This window comes from Cellulomonas sp. P4_B5_2, assembly GCF_056402235.1.
Window position 1 is genome coordinate 1 of record NZ_JBFUHU010000054.1, and the last position, 21,321, is coordinate 21,321.

General features: G+C 73.6%; 16 protein-coding genes and 2 pseudogenes. 13 read left to right on the forward strand and 5 right to left on the reverse strand.

The features are described 5' to 3' along the window. From AC1DUQ_RS05595 to AC1DUQ_RS05625, 7 genes and pseudogenes are all read left to right on the forward strand, one after another. Positions 1–159, forward strand: a pseudogene (locus AC1DUQ_RS05595) (glucose-1-phosphate thymidylyltransferase); the annotation flags it as partial. 14 nt (positions 160–173) lie between these two features. Next, positions 174–1,427 carry a glycosyltransferase 87 family protein gene (locus tag AC1DUQ_RS05600; RefSeq protein ID WP_477063164.1) on the forward strand — a complete coding sequence of 418 codons (1,254 nt, stop codon included), beginning with the start codon at positions 174–176 and terminating at the stop codon, positions 1,425–1,427. A gap of 40 nt (positions 1,428–1,467) precedes the next feature. Continuing rightward, positions 1,468–4,158 carry an N-acetylmuramoyl-L-alanine amidase gene (locus AC1DUQ_RS05605; RefSeq protein WP_477063163.1) on the forward strand — a complete coding sequence of 897 codons (2,691 nt, stop codon included), beginning with the start codon at positions 1,468–1,470 and terminating at the stop codon, positions 4,156–4,158. Positions 4,159–4,252: 94 nt separating this feature from the next. Continuing rightward, entirely contained in the window at positions 4,253–4,870 is a 618-nt protein-coding gene (locus tag AC1DUQ_RS05610) for a dTDP-4-dehydrorhamnose 3,5-epimerase family protein (RefSeq protein ID WP_477063162.1), read from the forward strand. A gap of 1 nt (position 4,871) precedes the next feature. Then, a complete protein-coding gene (locus AC1DUQ_RS05615) occupies positions 4,872–5,882 on the forward strand; it encodes a glycosyltransferase family 2 protein (RefSeq protein WP_477073495.1) in 1,011 nt (336 codons plus the stop codon). Next, the gene (locus AC1DUQ_RS05620) at positions 5,879–8,023 is read left to right on the forward strand and encodes a hypothetical protein (RefSeq protein ID WP_477073496.1); all 2,145 of its coding nucleotides are present in this window, start codon (positions 5,879–5,881) and stop codon (positions 8,021–8,023) included. Before AC1DUQ_RS05615 ends, AC1DUQ_RS05620 begins: the two co-directional genes overlap by 4 nt. A gap of 39 nt (positions 8,024–8,062) precedes the next feature. Beyond that, positions 8,063–9,505, forward strand: coding sequence for a glycosyltransferase family 39 protein (locus AC1DUQ_RS05625; RefSeq protein WP_477063159.1), 1,443 nt, complete (start codon positions 8,063–8,065; stop codon positions 9,503–9,505). Between the two features lie 46 nt (positions 9,506–9,551). Here the strand turns inward: AC1DUQ_RS05625 and AC1DUQ_RS05630 are convergent, their stop codons facing one another. The 4 genes from AC1DUQ_RS05630 to rfbD are packed head-to-tail and all read right to left on the reverse strand — an operon-like array spanning position 9,552 to position 12,886. Then, positions 9,552–10,487 (reverse strand): NAD-dependent epimerase/dehydratase family protein, encoded by a 936-nt coding sequence (locus tag AC1DUQ_RS05630; protein WP_477063158.1) that lies wholly within the window; start codon positions 10,485–10,487, stop codon positions 9,552–9,554. Next, positions 10,472–11,518 (reverse strand): glycosyltransferase, encoded by a 1,047-nt coding sequence (locus AC1DUQ_RS05635; RefSeq protein WP_477063157.1) that lies wholly within the window; start codon positions 11,516–11,518, stop codon positions 10,472–10,474. The genes AC1DUQ_RS05630 and AC1DUQ_RS05635 overlap by 16 nt, the downstream gene beginning before the upstream one ends. Continuing rightward, positions 11,515–12,015, reverse strand: a complete 501-nt coding sequence (locus AC1DUQ_RS05640; protein ID WP_477063156.1) for a GtrA family protein — start codon at positions 12,013–12,015, stop codon at positions 11,515–11,517. Before AC1DUQ_RS05640 ends, AC1DUQ_RS05635 begins: the two co-directional genes overlap by 4 nt. A 25-nt stretch (positions 12,016–12,040) precedes the next feature. Beyond that, the gene (rfbD, locus tag AC1DUQ_RS05645; RefSeq protein ID WP_477063155.1) at positions 12,041–12,886 is read right to left on the reverse strand and encodes a dTDP-4-dehydrorhamnose reductase; all 846 of its coding nucleotides are present in this window, start codon (positions 12,884–12,886) and stop codon (positions 12,041–12,043) included. Between the two features lie 114 nt (positions 12,887–13,000). Between rfbD and AC1DUQ_RS05650 the strand changes: the two genes are divergently transcribed. From AC1DUQ_RS05650 to AC1DUQ_RS05670, 5 genes are all read left to right on the forward strand, one after another. Then, positions 13,001–13,741 (forward strand): glycosyltransferase family 2 protein, encoded by a 741-nt coding sequence (locus AC1DUQ_RS05650; protein ID WP_477063154.1) that lies wholly within the window; start codon positions 13,001–13,003, stop codon positions 13,739–13,741. Further along, complete coding sequence (locus AC1DUQ_RS05655; protein WP_477063153.1) at positions 13,738–14,163, forward strand: DUF2304 domain-containing protein; 426 nt, start codon at positions 13,738–13,740, stop codon at positions 14,161–14,163. Before AC1DUQ_RS05650 ends, AC1DUQ_RS05655 begins: the two co-directional genes overlap by 4 nt. After that, on the forward strand, positions 14,160–15,413 hold the full coding sequence (locus tag AC1DUQ_RS05660) for a lipopolysaccharide biosynthesis protein (protein WP_477063152.1): 1,254 nt from the start codon (positions 14,160–14,162) through the stop codon (positions 15,411–15,413). Before AC1DUQ_RS05655 ends, AC1DUQ_RS05660 begins: the two co-directional genes overlap by 4 nt. Positions 15,414–15,420: 7 nt before the next feature. Further along, on the forward strand, positions 15,421–16,446 hold the full coding sequence (locus tag AC1DUQ_RS05665; protein ID WP_477063151.1) for a glycosyltransferase family 2 protein: 1,026 nt from the start codon (positions 15,421–15,423) through the stop codon (positions 16,444–16,446). A 115-nt stretch (positions 16,447–16,561) separates the two neighbouring features. Then, positions 16,562–18,142 (forward strand): DUF2142 domain-containing protein, encoded by a 1,581-nt coding sequence (locus tag AC1DUQ_RS05670; RefSeq protein ID WP_477073497.1) that lies wholly within the window; start codon positions 16,562–16,564, stop codon positions 18,140–18,142. Here AC1DUQ_RS05670 and AC1DUQ_RS05675 read toward each other — a convergent pair. Next, on the reverse strand, positions 18,139–20,958 hold the full coding sequence (locus AC1DUQ_RS05675; RefSeq protein WP_477063149.1) for a SpoIID/LytB domain-containing protein: 2,820 nt from the start codon (positions 20,956–20,958) through the stop codon (positions 18,139–18,141). The genes AC1DUQ_RS05670 and AC1DUQ_RS05675 overlap by 4 nt on opposite strands. 148 nt (positions 20,959–21,106) lie before the next feature. On the opposite strand from AC1DUQ_RS05675, the pseudogene AC1DUQ_RS05680 reads away from it, so the two are divergent. Then, positions 21,107–21,321, forward strand: a pseudogene (locus tag AC1DUQ_RS05680) (glycoside hydrolase family 3 protein); the annotation flags it as partial.

The window sequence follows — 21,321 nt, forward strand, 5'->3', positions numbered from 1 at the left end:
ATCGAGCACCGCCAAGGACTCAAGGTCGGCTCCCCCGAAGAGGTCGCCTGGCGGCGCGGCTTCCTCACCGACGACGCCCTGCGCGAACGCGCCGAGAAGCTCGTCAAGTCCGGCTACGGGTCCTACCTGCTCGGACTGCTCGAGACCGACGCGCGTTGACTGCCGAGCGGGCCGTGGGAGAGACGCCCTCGTCGCCGCCCGCCCGCGGCCGCCGACGACTCCTCCTGCGAGACCCCGACAACGGGGCCACCTGGCAGCAGTGGCTGCTCCTCGCGGTGGCCCTGGCGTCGGCGGTGGGCATGCGGTACGCGCTCGCGCCCAACTCGACCGGCGACTACGAGTACTACATGGGGCCGTGGCTCGAGACGCTGCGGGCCGAGGGGTTCGCTGCGCTGGGCACGGACTTCGCCAACTACAACCCGCCCTTCCTGTACCTGCTGTACCTGGGCACCTTCCTGCCCGTCGAGTACGACCTCACGGTGGTCAAGCTCGTCGCCGGCGCGTTCGACGTGGTGCTGGCGCTGGGGGTCGCCGCCATCGCCCATCGCTTGCGCGGCAGCATCTTCGTCGCCGCGTTCGCGGGCGTCGGGATCCTGTTCGTCCCCGAGGTGTTCCTCAACTCGGCCTTCTGGGGCCAGGTCGACGCGATCTACACGTCGCTGCTCGTGTGGGCGATGTACTTCCTCCTCCGGCGCCGTGACGTCCCGGCGTGGGTCCTCTTCGGGCTCGCGTTCTCGTTCAAGCTGCAGGCGCTGTTCTTCCTGCCGTGGATGGCCGTCGCGTTCATCGTGCAGCGGCACCGGTGGCGGGCGGTGGCGGCGGGCGTGGGTGCACTCCTCCTCACCTACCTGCCTTCGTTGCTCGCTGGGCGGTCCGTGGCCTCGCTCGCCGGGATCTACGCCGAGCAGACGAGCACGCAGCCGGTCCTGGCCGCCAACGTCACGAACATGTACCAGTGGGTGCCGCAGCTCTTCTTCGACACGGTCTTCCCGGCCGGTGTCTTCTTCGCGCTCGGCGTCGTGGCACTCCTGTGCGCGCTCTACCTGAGGCGTGGGCCGCTCCTGGCCGCACCCGAGACCTGGCTGCTCCAGGTGGGTGCCGCGATCGGGGTGGTGGTGCCGTTCGTGCTGCCCGAGATGCACGACCGCTACTTCTACGCCGGCGGGGTCTTCACCCTGCTCTGCATCCTGCTTGACAGGAGGTATGTGGTGCCGGCTCTCCTGCTGCAGGTCACGGCACTGACGGCGTACTCCCAGTTCCTCTTCAACGACCCGGTGATGCCGTTGCGCGCCGCCGCCTTCCTGCAGCTCATCGCCGTCGTGTGGGTGGTCGCCCTCTCCCTCGTCGCGATGCGGACGTCGGCGCGGCCCCTGCTCGGCCTCCCCGACGCCGGGTCGACGGCTCCCGGAGTGTCCTCCCGCGACTAGTGCCACCGCGTGGTGTGCTGGTGTGGTCGAGAGGCCTGCCGTGACACCGACCTTCCCGCTGCTCACCATGACCGTGGCCGCCACCCTGCTGGTGGGTGCTGCCGGTCCGTCCGCTCTGCCCGCGACCCGGGCGGCCCAGGCACCCGCGAGCAGCACAGCTGCGCCCACGTCCGACGGGTCGACCGTGGAGCTCTCGCTCACCGGCGTGGACGCGACCGCGTTGTCCACCCTCCCCGGGTCCGCCCCGCCGCCCGCCGAGCAGTCCGTGGACGTCGCGCCGCTGACCGAGCCGGAGTCAGGGGACGCTGTCCCGCCTGCCGAGCAGGAGCCCGACACCGTCGTGCCGCCGACGGACGAGCCGCAGGAGGTCGCGCCGCCCACTGAGCAGCCCGAGGAGGTCGCGCCGCCCGAGACGGGTCGGGTGCCCTTCGCGGAGCCCCCCGCGACGACCGAGGCACCGACGGGTCCCCCTCCGGCCCCCGACGTGCTGACCGCCCCCATGGACACGGCCGCGTTCTCCGTCCTGGGCGTGACCTGGGACGAGGCTCCCAGCGGTGACGACGTCGTCATCCGGTACCGCACCAGGCAGGCGGACGTGTGGAGCGACTGGGAGGCGGTCGCGGCGTCGGACATCAGCCCGGACCCGGGGTCGCCGGACGCCGCCAGGTCGGGCACGCGCGGGGCGACGGACGCGATCGTGGCGCTGCACGCCGACGGCCTGCAGATCTGGGCGGAGTCGGCTGCCGGCGACGTCCGGGGGCTCGAGGCCGTGCTCATCGACCCGGGCGAGCAGGCCGGCGACGCCCAGCCCGCGGCGGCGACCGGTGCGGCGCAGACCCGGAACGCGGCCTATGTCCAGGCGGCCGCACCCCCSCCCCCCACGATCATCCCGCGGTCCGGCTGGGGTGCGGACGAGTCGCTGCGCACCTGCCGCCCCGACCTGTCGACCGAGGTCGTCGCGGCCGCCGTGCACCACACGGCCTCGACCACGAGCTACAGCGCCGCCGACGTGCCGGCCCTGATCCGCGGCTTCTACGAGTACCACACACGCCCCGAGGCGGCGGGTGGCCGCGGCTGGTGCGACATCGGCTACAACTTCCTCGTCGACCAGTTCGGGCGCGTGTGGGAGGGACGGGCCGGCGGCGTCGACGTCGACGTCGTGGGCGTGCACACGGGCGGATTCAACTCCCGGACGTTCGCGGTCTCGGCGATCGGCAGCTATGACACGGTCGCCCCGACGGGCGCCATGACCGAGGCGATCAGCCGGACCATCGCGTGGAAGTTCGCGATGCACCGGATCTTCGGCTCGGCGAACGTCGCGATGGTCTCGGGCGGCGGTGCGTCGAAGTACCCCGCAGGGACGGTCGTGGTGTTCCCGACGATCTTCGGCCACCGCGACGCCCAGCTGACGTCGTGCCCCGGCCAGCTCCTGTACAACCAGCTCGGAGCCATCCGCGCGCGCGTGTCGGCGCTCACCGACGCGGCGTCGAACAGCACACCGTTCGGGTCGTGGGACGGGCACACCACCACGTCGCGCAACCTCACGGTGAGCGGCTGGATCATCGACCCCGACTCGCCCGCCTCCCTGACGGTCCGCGTGGCGGTGGATGGGGTGGAGACCAGCGTCGCCGCGGACATCGACCGGCCGGACGTCGGTGCGGCCTTCCCCGGCAGCGGGTCACGGCACGGGTACTCGGTGACGATCCCCGCGAGCGCAGGTCCGCACGCGGTCTGCGTCCGGGCGACGAACATCGGCGAGGGCGCCGACCGCCTCCTCGGCTGCCGCTGGATGACGATCCAGAACGCACCGCCCGTCGGTCAGGTGGACTCCGTCGTGCTCGGGCTCGGGACCGCCACGGTCACCGGGTGGGCGCTCGACCCGGACTCCCCCGAGCCCCTGCAGGTCCATGTGTACGTCGACTCGGGCGGGACGCCGACGACGGCGAACCTCGAGCGCGGCGACCTCGCGCGGTACTTCTCGACCACGAACCACGGCTTCCAGGTGACCGTGTCGATGCCGGCTGGCACGCACCGGCTCTGCGTGTACCCGATCAACGTGCCGCCCGGCGACAACCCGGCGATCTCGTGCCGCGACGTCACCATGCCCGACCGGCCCCCCGTCGGGCAGGTCGACTCGGTGGTCCTCGGGCTGGGCACGGCGACCCTGACCGGCTGGGCGCGCGACCCCGACACCACCGCCCCGATCTGGGTGCACGTGTACGTGGACTCCGGGGCCACGCCCACCCTCGCGAACCGACCGCGCGGCGACCTGGCCCGCTACTTCCCGTCGACCGAGCACGGCTTCGAGGTGACCGTGCGGGTGCCGACGGGCACGCACACCGTGTGCGTGTACGCGATCAACGTCCCCGCCGGGGACAACCCCTCGCTCGGCTGCCGCCGGGTCACGATCGTCGACAGGCCCCCGGTCGGACAGCTGGACTCCGTCGCGCTGAGCACTGTGAACGGCAAGGGCGTCGCCACGGTCAGCGGCTGGGCCGTCGACCCCGACACCACCGCGCCGATCTGGGTGCACGTGTACGTGGACTCGGGTGGGACACCCGTGCTCGCGGACCGGGAGCGAGGTGATCTCGCGCGGTACTTCTCGACGACGAACCACGGCTACGAGGCGACCGTCACGTTCCCTGCGGGGACGCACCGGCTCTGCGCGTACGCCATCAACGTGCCCGCAGGTGGCAACCCCGAGCTCGGCTGCCGCGTGCTGACGCGCTGAGGCCGATCGGGCAGGCACCGTCACCCGGGCCGGTAGGCTGACCCGTCGTCGTCGCCGCCCGACGTCGCCGCCCGACCGAGAAGAGGAACCCGTCGTGGAGTACCGCGAGCTCACCGTCCCTGGCGCCTGGGAGATCACGCCCCGGCAGTTCGGAGACCCGCGGGGAGTGTTCCTCGAGTGGTTCAAGGCCGAGGCGTTCGAGCAGGCCGTCGGTCACGCTCTCGACCTCCAGCAGGCCAACTGCTCGGTCTCGGCGGCGGGCGTCGTCCGGGGGATCCACTTCGCCGACGTCCCCCCGGGGCAGGCCAAGTACGTGACGTGCGTGTCCGGTGCCGTGCTCGACGTCGTCGTCGACATCCGGGTGGGCTCGCCGACCTTCGGCCAGTGGGACACCGTGCTCCTGGACGACGTCGACCGCCGCGGCATCTACCTGAGCGAGGGTCTCGGCCACGCGTTCATGTCCCTCGAGGACGGCTCCACAGTGGTCTACCTGTGCTCGACGGGCTACTCGCCCGGCCGTGAGCACGGCATCCACCCGCTCGACGCCGACATCGCCGTGGCCTGGCCGACGACCGCGCGCGACGGGTCGCCCCTGACCCCGCARCTGTCGGAGAAGGACCTCGCGGCGCCGACGCTGCAGCAGGCGCTGGCCGACGGCCTGCTGCCCAGCCTCGAGGCGGTCGACGCCCACCTCGCCTCGCTCCGGGGCTGACATGACGGCTCCCAGCCCGGGAGACGACCGCGTCGACGAGCCGCGCCGCATCGTGGCCGTGGTGGTCACCTACCGTCCCGMCCTTCCCGCGACCGCAGCCCTGCTCGCGGCTCTGCGCCCCCAGGTCGACCTGACGCTCGTCATCGACAACGGGAGCGCTCCGCAGGACGTCGACGCGTTGCGCGCCCTGCTCGCCGGGTCGGACGACGACGTCGTCGCGCTCGGCAGCAACCTGGGCATCGCCGCCGCCCAGAACCTCGGCATCGCCCGGGCCCGCGAGCGGGGCGCGACGCACGTGCTCCTCTCCGACCAGGACTCGCGCCCGGCGTCCGACATGGTCGACCGCCTCGTCACCGACCTCGTGGGGTCCCCGGTGTCCGCAGCCGGTCGCCCGGTCGGGGCCGTCGGGCCGGTGATCGTCGACGAGCGCAACCCGGGGGCGATCCTCGTGTTCGCGGCCCGCCGCTGGGGTCCCCGTCGCGCCGACCTTCCTGCTGCGGACGGTGCGCGGATCGACGCGGTCTTCCTCCTGGCGTCGGGCTGCTTGATCGACGCCCGCGTCCTCGACGACGTCGGGCCCATGAACGAGGGCTGGTTCATCGACCACATCGACCTCGAGTGGGGCCTGCGGGCGCGGCGTGCCGGCTACGACCTGTTCGCTGTGGTCGGCGCGCACCTGGAGCACTCGCTGGGCGACCGCACGCAGCGCATCCCGGGCCGGGAGCGCGACGTGCACGTGCACTCCCCGGTGCGCAACTACTACATGGTCCGCAACACGCTCCTGCTCGTCCGCTCCGGCCTGCTGCCGGTGGCGTGGCGCTGGGGCYACGCCGCCTGGATCACCAAGTACTCCGGGTTCTACGTGCTCGCGGTCGCGCCGCGCGTACGGCGTGCCCGGCTGATCACCCGTGCCGTCGTCGATGCGGCCCGCCGCCGCACCGGCCCGGTCCCCACCACGACCGAGGACGCCACCGCGGCGAGCCTCCCAGCCTCCGCAGGAGCCGACTCGTGAACGCCGCCGCCGCACCGATGACCGACGTCCACCCCAGGACGGAGCGCTCTGTCCAGCGGGCACCCCTGCGCGCGCGGCTGCGGGCCCGGCTGCCCGAGATCGCGACGGTCGTCGGCCTGCTCGTCCTGCTCGAGGCGCTGCTCTTCCTGGGCTTCTTCCGCGGCGACGTGAGCCCGCAGTTCGACTTCATGGGCGGCTACAACGCGGAGGCGTTCGCCTGGTGGCGTGACGGTGGATTCGTGCACCCGCTCGAGTGGATGCCGTACACGTGGGGTGGATATCCGCAGGCCGTGGCGCTGCAGACGTCCTCCTGGTACCTGCCGCTCGGCATCCCGGCGTCGATCGTCGACTACACCAACCACGTCGCCGCGATCATCCAGGCCCTGCACGTGGCGTTCGGTGCGCTCGGGTTCTACGTGCTGGCCCGCCGGTGGGAGCTCGGTCGCGTCGCGGCCACGCTCGGTCTCGTCGCCGGGTTCTTCGCCCCGGGGTACTTCGCCAACGCCCAGCACCTCGACATCGTCCGCGGGTACGCCTGGGCGCCGTGGATCCTTCTCGTCCTGTCGCCGGTGTGGCCGTGGAAGCGCTGGTGGGGAGTTCCCCTCGCGGCCGTGATGGTGTTCCAGGCCATGGTGGGCATCTACCCCGGGATGGTCGTCGCGTTCGTGTACGCCGGCCTCGTGTGGGTGGCCATGACGCAGCTGCTCGTACGGCCGCGGCTCCGCGAGTACCTCCTGCCCATGCTCACCGCGGTCGTGCTCGGCGGCCTGATGGCGACCCTGAAGTTCCTCCCCGCCGTCCTCGTCCGAGGGGCGGGCTCGCCCACCACCTCCGAGCTGTCGGTGTTCAACCTCGGCATCCTGGGCACCGTCTTCTTCCCGTACGACGGGGAGAACCTGCCCACCGACATGTCGATGCGCTCCTACTTCCTGCCGGCGACCGTCGTCGCGCTGCTGGCGCTCGTCCCGTGGCGTGATGCCCGTGTCCGTACCGCCGCCGCGACGGCGACGTTCTGCGCCCTCGTGTCGCTGCCGATCTGGCCGTGGTTCCACGCGCTCGACGCGCTCCCCGGCTTCGACCTCAGCCGCTTCCGGTTCAGCGACTACCGGCCGCTCCTGCTGGCGGCCGTCCTCCTGATGGCGCTCGTGGCACTCTCCCGCGCGGTGCACCAGGACGGCACCCGCCGGCTCGCCGGCACCGCCTGGGCGTTCGCGTGGCGTCGGCCCGTCGCGCTCACCATGCTCGCGGGCCTGCTCCTCGGCGCGGCGCTGATCGGCCAGCTGGCAGCCTTCAGCGCGCCGCGCTGGGTGCCGCCGTGGACGATCCTGGCGACGGCGGCGTTGTTCGTCGCGGTGCTCGTGGGCGTCGGCAGCCCGCGGTGGCGCGGGGGCCGGACGGTCGACAGCATGATCGCGGCGCGGGAGGACCCGGCCACCGTGGCCCTGAGCGCCGTCGTGCCGTCGCAGCACCGACCACCGCGGACCGAGCAGACCCAGCGGCCGGTGCCGTTCCTCGAGTCGCAGAACATGTGGAACACCGCGTACTACACCGGCATCGCCTCGGTGGGCGGGTACGCCAACCTCAAGGGGCTCGAGTCGTTCACGAGGCTGTTCCACGCCTACGAGGACCCCGCCACCAGCGAAGACGCCCTGGCCCTCTACGCGGCGGGGGGCGTGGTGATCTCCGGCGACGCCGACACCGTGCCGAACCGTCGGGCGCTGCGCGACTGCGAGGCGAGCGGTGAGTGCGGCGACGACCTCGTCGTCGAGCCCGTGGAGTACGCGCCCGGCCACCTCGTCTACGACGTCACGACGTCGGGTGGTCCCGTGCAGCTGAACGAGGCCTCGTACGTCGGGTGGGAGGGCACGCTCTGCGCCACGGACGGGGGCGCCTGCCAGGACGTTCCACTGACGATCGCGCGGGCCGGCAACATCGCGGCCGACCTCCCGGCAGGCTCCTGGCAGCTGACCGTCGACTACGTGACCCCGGGGCTCAGGACGGCCTGGCTGCTGTTCTGGGCGGGCGTCGTCGGCATGGTCTCGTGGGCCGCGGTCACGGGTGCTCTGGCTCTGCGGGCGCGCCGCCGCCCGGCGTCTCCGACCGATCCTGACCCGTCCACCCAGTCGACCCCGGTAGCCTGACCCCCGGCATTCCGGCCCGAAGACCCTCCTGAGGACATCGTGACGAGCACCACCGAGACCACCGACCTGCGCGACCCGGCGCCYCCGCGGGCGACCACTCGCCTCCCGGCGTGGGTCCCTGTGGTGCTGCCGCCCCTGCTGATCGTGCTGGCCGCGTTCCTGTCCGTCGGGCTGCACGTCCGGGCGTACACGCTGGTCGGCCCGGTCGACGAGCTCCAGCACATCGACTACCTCTACAAGAGCCCGTCGCTCGTGGCCCCGGGCGACCGGGTGGACGACGAGGCCATGCAGGAGGAGGCGTGCCGCGGCCTCGACTTTCCCGGCTTCGAGCTGCCGGCCTGCCGGCCCGGTGCCGACTACACCCCCGGCGACTTCCAGGAGGACGGCTACAACACCGCGTCCGCCAACACCCCGCTCTACTACTCGGTCACGCACCTGCTCGCGCTGCCGATCCTCGCCCTGACACCTGCCGACAACCTGGTGACCGCCGGTCGGCTGGCGGGCGCCGTGTGGCTCGCCGGCGGGCTCCTGCTCGCCTACGCCGCCGGGCGGCGACTCGGTGCCCGGCGATGGGCGCTGACGTCGGTGCTCGTCGTCCTCGCCTGCGTCCCCGCGGTGGTGTATCCCAGCTCCACGATCACCCCGGACGCCGCCACGTTCGCCGTTGGGGCGGGCGCGCTGCTGGCTGCCCTGTGGTGGGAGGAGCGACCGTCCCGGCGATGGCCGGTGCTCGCCGTCGTGGGCGTCCTGGCGCTCGCGATGAAGATGACGAACGTGACGGTCCTCGTGGCGATCGGTCTGTACATGCTGCTCCGGCTGGTCATCGGCCGCTGGCGCGCGACGCGCGGAGCACCTCCGGCCCAGCCGGCCGCCGAGGACGCCGCCTACGTCACCTCCACGGCCGTGGTGGACGACCCGGGCGCCCGCGTGACGCCGCGGGGCTGGATCATCGGCGGGGTGACCCTCGCGGCGACCGCGGTCGTCGTGGCCGGCGGGTGGCTCGTGGTGCAGGGTGCGATGACGCACGGCAACCTCGACGCGATCCCGATGAACCAGCGCTTCAAGGCGACCGAGCTGTCGCTCTGGCCGCTGGTCAGCTTCCTCGGCAGCTGGCTGACGCCGCTCTCGAGCCCGTGGACGGCCGTGGGGCGCGGTGAGCTGACGGAGGTCCTCCAGCGCATCGGTGGCCTGCTCCTGGCCTCCGGCTTCCTCGCGGCCGCGATCTACGGCCTGCGGCCGCTGCGCGAGCGCGTGCTCGCGTGGGCGACGCTCCTGACCGGGATCACGGGCGCGTCGTTCTTCATCGTGCTGAGCTTCTACGCGCAGTCGGTGTACGTGCCGCCGCCGGCCCGGTACGGATACGCGCTGGTGCCGATCATGGCGGTCCTCACCGCGGCGGGCCTGCGGACCCGGACCGCCGTCCTGGCAGGGGGCGCCCTCGCGGTCGTCGCCGTGGTCTTCTCGGTCGTCCGGCTCGTCTGACCGGACGAGTCCCTGTCCGGACGGGTCGCTGTGAGGCGGGTCGCCGTCAGGCGGCGAGCGAGCCGCTGATCAGCCGTCGGAGCACGTCCGCGTGCACCGCGGCGATGCCCGCGGGCAGGGAGGTGCGCGGCATCGCGACGAGCTCCGCGTCGGTGGTCCTCGCGGCCAGCCGGGGCACGTGCAACGCGCCGAGCGCCGTCTGCACCTGACGGACGTGGGTGCGCCGGTGCGCGACCGCCTGCACGAGGTGCGCCAGCTCCCCCACGGTCGACGCCCGGTGGCTGCCGACGATGCGCATCATCGGCCCCTGCTCCCCCGGTCCGGCGGCACGCTCCAGGAGCGTCAGGCACAGGGCCGCGGCATCGTCGGTGTAGACGTAGTCGCGGGCCGTGTCGATCGGCACGTACAGCGAGATGACGCCGCGGCGGATGACCTCCATGCACATCGAGCTGATCAGCCCCTGGCCCTTGCCGAGATTCTGGCCGGGTCCGTACAGGGTCGTGATGCGGGCGACGGCGAGGCGCGGGCCCGTCGGCGCCGAGAACAGCGCGGTGAGCAGCTCCTCCTGGCGGAGCTTGGCGGTCGCGTACGGGCCGACGGGGACCGCGACGTCCGCCTCGGTGTACTCGGAGCGGCCTCCGGCGCCGTAGACGCTCGCGGACGACGCGAACAGGAAGGCACCCGCGTCGTCGGAGCGTGCCGCGACCTGCGTGGCGAGATCGAGCAGCACCCGCTCCTGGGCGGCCAGCTGCTCTGGCGTGGAGGCGACGACACCGGTGCCGGCAGCCCAGACGACGCCCCACGGCGCGCCCGGTCGACGCGACGCGTGGAACCGCTCGTGCTGCTCGGCCAGGACGGCCGAGCTCGCCTCGGGGTCGCTCCACGGGATCGCGCCCGCGGGGTGCACCCGGTGCCGGCCCGCGGCGACGCGTGCGACCGCGGAGCCGAGCAGACCTCCCGCGCCGATCAGCCAGAGGTCCACGGCGGGTCCGACGGCCTCGAGGGTGTCCGCCGGTCCAGGGTGGCGAACGCGTCCGACGTCACGACGAAGAGCGGCTTGCCCATCGACATGCCGGCGGCCATGCCGACGTACTCCGCGATGACGCCGAGGGCCAGCAGGATGATCCCGCCCACCAGGAGGACGGCCACGATGGTCGACGTCCAGCCCGCGACGTCGACCGCGCCGGCGATGCGCTGCACGATCAGGAAGAGCGCGAGCAGGAGCCCGAGGACCGCGGTGATGACACCGAGCCCAGAGACCACACGCAACGGCCGGGTGCCGGTGGAGAGCACCAGCCGCCAGAAGTGCGAGAGCAGCCGCCGCAGGTTGTAGCCCGCCGCCTCACGACCCTCGGTGCGCAGGGTCACCGGGCACGTGGCGACCGCGCCGATCACCCAGCCGAGCGCGACGTCGAGGTACACGCCGGGGCCGCAGTACGCCGACACCGCCCGTGCGTGCTCCCCGAAGATCAGGCGGAAGCTGTGGAACGGCACGGCGGTCGGTCCGGTGAGCCAGCGCAGCACGACACCCTTGGTGAGGTTCGAGGCGACGTTGCGGAACGCGGCGTGCGGCGCCTTGTTCACGGGCGAGGCGTACACGAGCGCGGAGCGGGACCCGTAGGCGACGTCGAGCATCCGGCCGATGTCCGCCGGGTCGTGCTGGCCGTCCTCGTCCATGGTGACCACCCAGGCGCCGCGAGTCGCGGCGATCCCGGCGACGGTGGCGGGGTGCTGCCCGAAGTTCCGCGAGAGCCAGACCGGCCGGACCCAGGCGTGCTCGGCGGCCAGCCGTCGGATGGCGTCGTCGCTCTTGTCCGGACCGTTGTCCCAGACCAGCACGACCTCGACCACGCGGAACGTCCGGCCGTCGGGGGTCGTCGTGGTCCGCGTCAGGGGCTCGAGCTCGGTGACCACGTCCGCGAGCGTGACCTCGCCGCGGTACACGGGGACGACGATGCTGACCTCGACCTCGTCGGCCGGAGCGACCCCCGGCTGCGTCGGTCCGGCACTCACGCGGCACCTCCCTGCTCGTGGCCGCGGTCGCGGAAGACGACGCGACTGTACAAGACGTAGTTCCACACGGCGGCGACCCCGATCGCGACGACCTTGCTGATCACGCCGACGACCGCCGGCTCGTCGACACCCGCGCTCTCCAGCACCGCGGTCATGCCCAGGATCACCGCGGGCTGCACGGCCCAGATCCCGATCCCCGCCACGAGCAGGAACAGCGGGAGCTGGCGGCGCCGGCTCGCGGTGGAGCGGAAGACGTACCGGCTGTTCCCGAGGAAGCTCACGGCGAGGCCGGCCGACGTCGATGCGAGGTTGGCCGGGACCGGGCCGACGCCGAGCGAGAACAGCAGGACGTACAGGCCCAGGTCGACGAGGGTGTTGAGGATCCCCACGGAGGCGAAGCGCCCGAGCACCGATCCGCGGACGGCTGCCAGCAGCCGGCGGATGCCGTGTCGCTCGACCCGAACCCCGGCGGGCACGACGACCTCGTGGTCGGTCATCGGGCGACCGCGCCGACGGGAGCGTTCACGACAGCACGGTCCCGGCCGCCGCCCGCCACCGGTCCGCCCAGTCGCCGATGGGCTCGACGTGCGCGGCGCTCAGCGAGTCGTGCCCGAGCACCGAGTACGCCGGCCGCGGGGCGGGCCGGACGTAGCCCTCGCTCGTCGTGGGCTTCACGATGTCGGGGTCCAGACCGGCCGCGGTGACGACCGCCTGCGCGAACCCGTGCCAGGACGTGCTCCCGGACGACGTCCCGTGATAGGTCCCCGCGGGCGCCTGCGCGACGACGAGGCGCACGATGAGGTCCGAGAGGTCCGCGGTCCACGTCGGCTGACCCACCTGGTCGTCGACGACGTCCAGGCCGCCGCGCTCCCGGGCGACCCGCGCGATCGTCTTGGGGAAGCACGCACCGCCCGCGCCGTACAGCCACGCCGTGCGGACGACGAGGTGGTCGGGAGCCTCGGCCCGTACCGCCCACTCGCCCGCGGCCTTGGTGCGTCCGTAGGCCGAGCGGGGCAGCACCGGCGCGTCCGCCGCGTACGGCGTCGTGGCCACACCGTCGAAGACGTAGTCGGTCGACACCTGCACCATGCGGGCTCCGTGACGCGCGGCGCCCCGCGCGAGGTTTGCCGCCCCGACGGCGTTGACCGTGAAGGCCGCGGCTTCCTGCGCCTCCGCGTCGTCCACCGCGGTCCACGCCGCGCAGTTCACCACCACGTCGTGGCCGCCCACCGCCTCGAGCACCGCGGCGAGGTCCGTCACGTCGAGCTCCGCCCTGTCGAGCGCCGTCACGTCGTCGCCGCGTCCGCGCAGCTGCGCGACCAGATCCTGGCCGAGCATGCCGCGGGCGCCGGTCACCAACCACTGCACGGTGTCACTCCTTCATTCGTGGGTCACGGAGTCGATCCGTCCGCTGGACAGGGTAGTCGGGCGCGGCCGTGGGGCCGCCGTCGGCGCCCTGGCCCGTCGACTAGAGTGCTCCGCGTGCCCAGCCCGATCTCGCGCGTCCTCGTCGTCCTCCCCGCGTGGAACGAGCAGATCGCCCTCCCCGCCGTCCTGGCCGAGGTGCAGGAGTACCTGCCCGAGGTCGACGTGCTCGTGGTCAACGACGGCTCGACGGACCAGACCTCGGCGGTCGCTCGCGCGAGCGGCGTCGCCGTCCTCGATCTCCCGGTCAACCTCGGCGTCGGCGGCGCGATGCGCGCCGGATTCAAGTACGCGCTGCGGCAGGGGTACGACGCGGTGATCCAGCTCGACGCGGACGGCCAGCACGACCCCCGCAACGTCCGGGACCTCCTGACCGCGATCGCCGACGAGGAGGCCGACGTCGTCATCGGCGCCCGCTTCGCCGGGACCGGGACCTACGAGGCCCGGGGGCCGCGGCGCTGGGCGATGTCCGGCCTGTCCGCGGTGCTCTCCCGGCTCGTCGGGACCCGGCTGACGGACACGACGTCGGGGTTCAAGATCTCCGGGCCCCGCGCGGTGCAGCTCTTCGCCGGCAACTACCCCGCGGAGTACCTCGGGGACACCGTCGAGTCCCTGGTCATCGCGCACCGTGCAGGGCTGACGATCAGGCAGGTCGGCGTCTCCATGCGGCCACGAGCCGGCGGTGAGCCGTCGCACAGCCCTGTGCGTGCGGCGATCTTCCTGCTCCGCGCGGGCCTCGCGCTCGCCGTGGCCCTGACCCGGCCCGGGACACCGCTGCCCGGCGAGGCGGTCCGATGAGCGGCTACCCGTTCGCGCTCGCCCTCTGTGCGCTGACGTTCGGCTTCCTGGTGTGGCTGCTGCGCTCGCGACGGCTCCGGGAGAAGTACGCGGCCATCTGGCTCGTCGTGCTCGTCGTCGTCATCGTGCTCGGCGCGTTCCCGGGCGTGCTGTTCGGGCTCGCCAAGTTCGTCGGCGTCGAGACGCCCAGCAACCTGCTGTTCGCCTCGAGCCTGATCGTCCTGCTGTTCGTCTGCATCCAGCTGAGCATCGAGATCTCGTCGCTCGAGGAGGAGACGCGCACGATCGCCGAGGAGCTCGCGCTGCTGGGACGCCGGGTCGACACGGTCGAGGGTGCGGCGCACGACCCGCAGCCCGACGTCTCGAGCGTCACGCTCGAGACCGACGACGACGCAGGTGGCGGCGGGGACGCTTCACGGTGACCTCGGCGACATCCCTGGTGCGCCGGGTCCCCGGCAGCATCCTGTGGGTCGGCGTGGGCATCGGCGTCTACGGCCTGTCCTCCTTCGCCTTCCTGGCGATCGCCGCGCAGACCCTCGGCCTCGGCGCCCCGTACACCGCGCTGGCGCTCCTGTGGACCCTGGTCAACGCCCTGGGCATCGGCCTCTACCTGCCGGTCGAGCAGGAAGCCGGGCGGAGCATCGCCGCGCGACGGTCCCTCGGCAACCCGACAGCTCCGTCCCTGCGCGTGCCCGCGAGGTACGCCGGGATCTCGCTGCTCGTCGTGGCGGGCGTCGTCGCGCTGGCGAACACCTGGATCACCGACGTGGTCTTCGACGGCCAGCCGGGCATCGCATGGGCCTTCGTCGGGTCGCTCGTCGGGATGGCCCTGGCCTACCTCGCGCGCGGCGTGCTCGCCGGCACGGGCCGGTTCCCCCGGTACGGCCTCCAGCTCGCCGTCGATGGCGCCCTGCGGGTGGTGGGGGCCGCCGTGCTGGCCGCCAACGGGGTCGACGACGCGCTCTGGTTCGGTGCCGTGCTCGGGATCGCCCCGATCGTCGCGACCGGCCTGGCCATGATCCGGACCGGCCCGGTCCTGTCCCGCGGGCCCGGCCCCCGGGTGGCGGCGGTCATGATGCCGCTGGTGCTCGCCTCCCTGACGTCGCAGGCCCTCGCGAACGCCGGCCCGGTCGCGGCACAGCTGCTCAAGGGTCCCGGGGAGGAGACCACGGCGGCCAACCTGGTCAACGCGCTGACCGTCGCGCGCATCCCGCTCTTCCTGTTCGCCGCCGTCCAGGCCGTCTTCCTCCCTCGCCTCGCCCGGTACGTCGCTCGCGACGAGCGCACGGCGTTCGTCGCCGCCCTCCGGACCGCGTCCCTGGTCACGGCGGCGATCGGGGTCCTGGGTATCGGCGCCACCGCGCTGGTCGGCCCCCAGGCCGTCCGGCTCCTCTTCGGCCCCGAGTTCGAGATCGGCCGGGGGGACATCGCGCTGCTCGCGGCGTCCGCGGCGCTGTTCATGAACGTCCAGGTGCTGGTGCAGGGTCTGCTCGCCCGCGGCCGGGACGCCGCCGCGACGGGCGCGTGGTCGATCGGCCTGGTCGCGCTGCTGGTGGCCCTGCTCATCCCGCTCCCCCTGACGGCCCGCGTCGCCTTGGCGCTCGTCATCGGCTCGGGCGCGGCCCTCGTCGCGGCGGCAGCCGCCGTCCGCCGCACGCTCGCTCGATGGTGAGGCCCACATGACGACGCCCCCGCCCGACCTGTCCGTCGTGATGCTCGCGTACGGCGACGAGCCGTACCTGCACGACGCCGTCGCCGCCGTGCTGGCCACCGAGGGCCCGACCGTCGAGCTCGTGCTCGTGGACAACGGCTGCACGAGCGACGCGGTCCGCACCCTGCCCGCGGACGACCGTGTCCGGGTGCTGCGACCGGCGCAGAACCTGGGGTTCACCGGCGGCGTCGAGCTCGGTGTGGCGCAGGTGCGCGGCCCGGTGCTCGCGCTGGTCAACTCCGACGCGATCGTCGCGCCCGACGCCTTGCCTCAGCTCGCCGCGGCTCTCGAGGACCCGGCCGTGGGGCTGGTCAGCGGGCAGATCCGGCTCGCGGACGACCCGGCCACGGTCAACTCGGTGGGTAACCCGGTGCACGTGCTCGGGCTCTCGTGGGCGGGCGGCATGGGCGACCCGGTCACGTCCCACGAGCGCCAGGTCCCCGTCGCCAGCGTGAGCGGCGCCTGCATGGCTGCGCGGACCAGCACGTGGCGGGACCTCGGGGGGTTTCCCGTGCCGTTCTTCGCGTACCTCGAGGACCTCGAGATCAGCTGGCGCTGCTGGCAGCGTGGGCTCCGGGTGGAGTACGTGCCCTCGGCCGTCGCCGTGCACCACTACGAGTTCGGGCGGAGCCCGCTCAAGATGTACCTGGTCGAGCGCAACCGGCTGCTGTTCCTGGCAACCTGCCACGAGGCCCGCACTCTGGCCCTGCTGGCGGTTCCGCTGCTGGGGTTCGAGCTCGCGATCACCGCGATCGCGGTCGCGCAGGGCTGGGGTCGGCAGAAGGTCCGGGGCTGGCGCTGGATCGCGACCCACCTGACCTGGGTCCGGGAACGGCGGCGCGAGGTCCAGGCGACGCGTGAGGTCTCCGACAAGGAGCTCGCCTGGCTCCTGACGGACCGGTTCGACCCGGCGCAGTTCCCGCTGCCGCCCGGCGGCGGTCTCGCCGAGGCGCTGCTGCGCGCGTACTGGCGGACGGTGCGCAGGCTGCTCTGAGCAGCCCGTGCCCCACGGCTGCGAGAGAGCAGGACATCCGTCCAGGAGCACCCGCTAGTATTCCCTCGCCGCGCGCCTCGCCGGCCCGACCGACGAGCCGCAAGGATGCGCAGACGTGAGCCCAGGGACGATCCTGCCCGGCGCGCACCGGCGCCCACTCGCACCCGTCGCCGCGGGCCTCGTGCTCGCGATCATCGCGGCCTGGTCGCTCGCGATGCCGCTGATGGCGTCGCCCGACGAGCCGAGCCACGTCATCAAGGCCGCGGCGGTCGTGCGAGGGCAGCTCGGCGGCGAGGTCGGCGCCGCTCCGGTCGACACCATGACGCCCGGTGCACCCACCTACGTCGACGTGCCGTCCGACCTCGGAGCGGCCGAGGACCTGGCGACCTGCTACCGGTTCGACGACGAGGAGTCGGCGGACTGCCAGCCCGGCATGCCCGAACGCGGCGCGGGGCCCACGACCGCGATCACGTACGCGGGCCAGTACCCGCCGCTCTACTACGCGCTCGTCGGCTGGCCCTCCCTGTTCCTCGAGGGCGAGGCCGCCGTCTACGCGATGCGACTGGTGAGCGGTCTGCTCGGGGGCGCGCTGATCCTGTGGGGGGTGGCGACGACGGTCCGGGGAACCGGTCGGGTCGCCGGCCTCTGGGCGGCCGCTGTCGCCCTGACGCCGATGGTCCTGTTCCTCGCCGGCACGGTGAACCCGAACGGCCTCGAGATCGCGGCCGGGTTCGCGTTCTGGGCCGCCTGCCTGGAGCTGGGTCGCAGCGCCRTTGCGCGCACGTCGGTCGTGGTGCAGGCGGTGGTCTCGGGCGCGGTGCTGGTCCTGGTCCGCACGTCAGGCCCCGTCTGGGCGGTCCTCGTGGTCGCGATCGCGCTGGTGGCCGCGCGTCCCGGCACGGTGCGGCGGCTGGCTCGCACCCGGTCGGTGCGCGCCGCGGCGCCCGCTGCCCTGGCCGTCGCCGCCCTCGCACTGGCCTGGTTCGCGTCCCACAGCGACGTGGTCACCACCAGCGGGCTCTTCCCCGAGCTGGCGGCGCCCCGGCTCGTGATCGCCCTGATGCTGCTGGCCACCCAGGACTTCCTCGAGCAGATGGTCGGCAACTTCGGGTGGCTCGACACCGCCTCCCCCTTCCCGACCGTGCTCGCCTGGTTTGCAGCCGCCGCCGTCGTCCTGCTCGTCGCGCTCGTGCTCCCCGGTGCCCGGCGCGGGCGGGCAGCGCTGGGCGCGCTCCTGCTCGCGGTCGTCGTGGTCCCCATCGCGCTCACCGTGCCGACCGCGGAGGCCGCGGGCATGGTGTGGCAGGGCCGCTACGTCCTCCCGCTGGCGGTTGGTGCGCCGCTGCTCGCGGTCCCGCTGGTGACGGCATCCATCCACACGTCGCCCGTCCTGCACCGCGGGCTGGCCAGGGCCACCGGGTTCATGCTTGCCGCCGGCCACGTCCTCGCCTTCTACTGGGCCGCTCGACGGTATGCCGAGGGCTCGGACGGCCAGTGGGTGACCTTCTCCCCCAGCTGGGAGTCACCGCTCGGCTTCGTGCCCGCCGTGGCGGTCTATGCCGTGCTCGTCGGCGCGCTGCTCGCCGTCGCGGTCAGGTACGCGGCCGACGAGCGGGACGTGGCGCTGCTCGAGCCGCTGTCGGCCGCGCTCCCGCCGGCGGCGGCCGCCCCGGCCGAGCTCACCAGCGTGGGCTAGCCCGCCGGGACCACGACGGTCCGGCAGCCCAACGACGTGTGCGCTCCGACACCACCGTTCACGATCGTGACGCACACCGTGCGGGAACCCGGCTGCGCGACGACGGTGCCGCTGAACCCGAACCGGCTCCCGTAGCCCGGGAAGGCCGCCGCGATGTCGCCCCGCTCACCCGACGCGAGCATGTACTGGCCCCGCCCGTCGAGCTCCACCCACAAGTAGGGCGACGACGTGCTGTCGGGGTCGAGCGCCCACCCGGTGAGCTGGACCCCGCCGGGGGTGCCCTTGGCCACCTCGAGGTTGCCCACCGGCGACCCGCCCGGCACGGTGACGCGCCAGCACCCGAGCTCGGTGTGCGGCCCGGCGCCGTCGTCGAGGGCCGTCAGGCAGACGGTGCGCTGCCCCGAGGCGGCGGCGAGCATCGCGGAGAACCCGTGGTCGGCGCCGAGTGCGGGGAACGCCGCGCCGACGTCCGCCCGGCGGCCCGAGGCGAGCAGGGGTCCGCTGGCGCCGTCGACGTCGGCCCAGAGGTAGATCGGGCCCGTCGTGTCGGGGTCGAGCGCCCATCCCGACACCTGCACGCCGCCCGGCCGACCGGCGACGACCTCCACGTTGCCGCGAGGCGCTCCGCCCGCGACGGTGACGGTCGCACAGCCGAGCGCGACGCCCGCACCCCCGGTCGAGTCGAGCGCCGTGACGCACGCGACGTGGGTGCCGGCCGCCACGGGGAGCACCGCGGAGAACCCGTGGGCGGATCCGTAGCCCGGGAACGCCCCCGCGATGTCGTTGCGGGTCCCGTCGGCGCGGACGGTCCGGCTGGTGCCGGCGACGTCGACGCGCACCGACACAGGATCGGTCGTGTCAGGGTCGAGGGCCCAGCCGACCACCCGCACGCCGCCGGTGTCGCCGACGATGACCTCCGCGTTGCCGCGGGGCGGTCCACCGGGCACCGTGACCGTCCGGCAGCCCAGCGTCACGGCCGACCCGGACGGCGTGTCCACCGCGCGCACGCAGATCTCGCGCTGGCCTGCGGCAGCCGTCGCGGTGAGCCGGTACCCGTGCGAGTCACCTACCCCGGGCAGCGCCGCGCCGACGTCCGGGCGCGGGAGGTTGCCCGTCGCCGTCGCCGTGAGCACGCCGTCCACCAGCAGCTGGACCGAGACCGGTGCCGTGGGGGCGTCAGGGTCRACAGCCCAGCCCTGCGCCGCCACGGTGGCGCCCGGGCTGCCGCTGCCCGGGGCCGCGGCCACCGAGTCGAACGAACCGAACGGGGCACCGGCGGACACGGTGACGGAGGCGCACCCGAGGCTCAGGTCCGTCCCCGACCCGACGTTCACCACCGTGACGCAGACGGAGACGGGACCGGCAGAGGCGGGGAAGGTCTCGTCGAAACCGTGCAGCGAACCCGATCCGGGGAAAGCCGCGCCGACGTCCGCACGCTCGAGCCGGGCGACGGTGCTGCGGGTCTGTCCGCCGTAGGTCACGCGGACCGTCACCGGGTCGGTCGTGTCGGGGTCGAGCGCCCAGCCCTTCACCCGCACACCGCCGACCGTGCCGACCGCCACCTCGAGGTTGCCTCGCGGCACCCCGACCGACGTCGGGCGCCACCAGCTGGACAGCAGGCCGAAGGCGGGGGTCGCGATCGTCGCGGTGCCCGTCGTGCACTCCAGCCGCGCGGACAGGATCCGGCCGCCGAGGTCACCCAGGCCGTCGCGGGTCAGGACCATCCTCTGCAACGTCCCGCCTGCCGGGCACGACTGCTGCACCCTCGCGACGGTCAGGGTGTCCGTCCAGCGCGTCCGGGTGTCGCCCGGCGCGGTGCCGGAGTACGGGTCCGGCTTGGCCACGAGGTACGGCCGCGAGCCGACCTTCGAGTAGCCGCCGTTGGTCGACGAGAACTGCGTGAACGCCGGGCCTCCGCCGTAGTAGCGCGCGATCCGGGCGGTCGCCAGGACCGCGGCGTCGGTGGTCGACGCGTACAGCTCGGTGACGGCGCCCGCGGCCGTCGAGGACGCAGCGCCGCCGTAGACCTGGCAGGCCGTGGTGTCGCAGAGGTCCGCGGTCCCCGACCCGGCCCGCACGGCCAGGGCGTACGAGCGGGCGGCGACGGCCTGTGCCTGCAGCGCGGCAGGCGCCCAGCCCGACGACGACTCGCGGGGCACCACGCCGCGCAGGTACTGCTCCATGGGCACGTGGGCGACCACCTCGAGGGAGGCGGTCCCGGTGGCGTTCGAGCGCAGCGTGGCGGGGTAGCGCACGCCCGCCCCCGACGCCTGGTAGGCCCACGCCTGGCCGCCGGCCACGTCACGGACGTCGACCGGCCCGGTCACGGTCGTCGCCGACCCGAGGGTCAGCGGCGTCTGCACACCGCCCAGGACGGCGGTGGCGGTGAACCCCGCCGCCGTCTTCGCGACGACGATGCGCGCCCCGGGCGCCGCGGTGACCGACTGCCCCGACGCCGTGTCCACGACGACGAGCGAGGACCCGGTCACCGGCCCGAACGTCGCGGACGCCCCGCCGAGAGCGGACAGCCGGACGCGCAGCGCATAGTCCTGACCGATGTCGAAGCGCGTGGTGCCCGGGTAGTAGAAGTCGAGGATCTGCTCCGCGGTGAGCCCCTGCAGCGCGGCACCTTGGGCGCCCCACTGGGACATCCCGATCCCGTGTCCCCAGCCGCGCCCCTCGACGGACCACGAGCCCGAGGCCGGGAGCGTGACGACCTCCTCGGCCGCCCGGGCAGGGAGCGCGGGCAGCACGGAGGCCACGACGACAAGACCGAGCCCGGCCGCCATCGCCATCCCACGGATCACTCGTCGCACGTCACTCCCCGTCGCCTGTGGATCGCCTGCCGGCGTCGGACCGATGAGCACCGTAACCCGCGCTGACCTCGCCGACGAGAGTGCGGGACGGCGTGCCGCCAGACCTCTAGGCTCTCGGTGCCGGACGGACCACGAGGGGATCAGGACGATGCATACGAATACGGGACGGACCGCCGCCATCGTCGGACTGGCGGTCCTCCTCTCCCTGCAGGTCGCACCCGCACAGGCAGCGGAGCCCACGCCCGCCCCTACCCCGTCCGCGTCGGCGTCGGCGTCCCCCGGCGTCGAGCCCGACGGCGCGGCTGACGGTCCGACGGCCGCGCCGGCGACGACCTCCGCGCCGAGCCCGACGGAGTCCAGCGC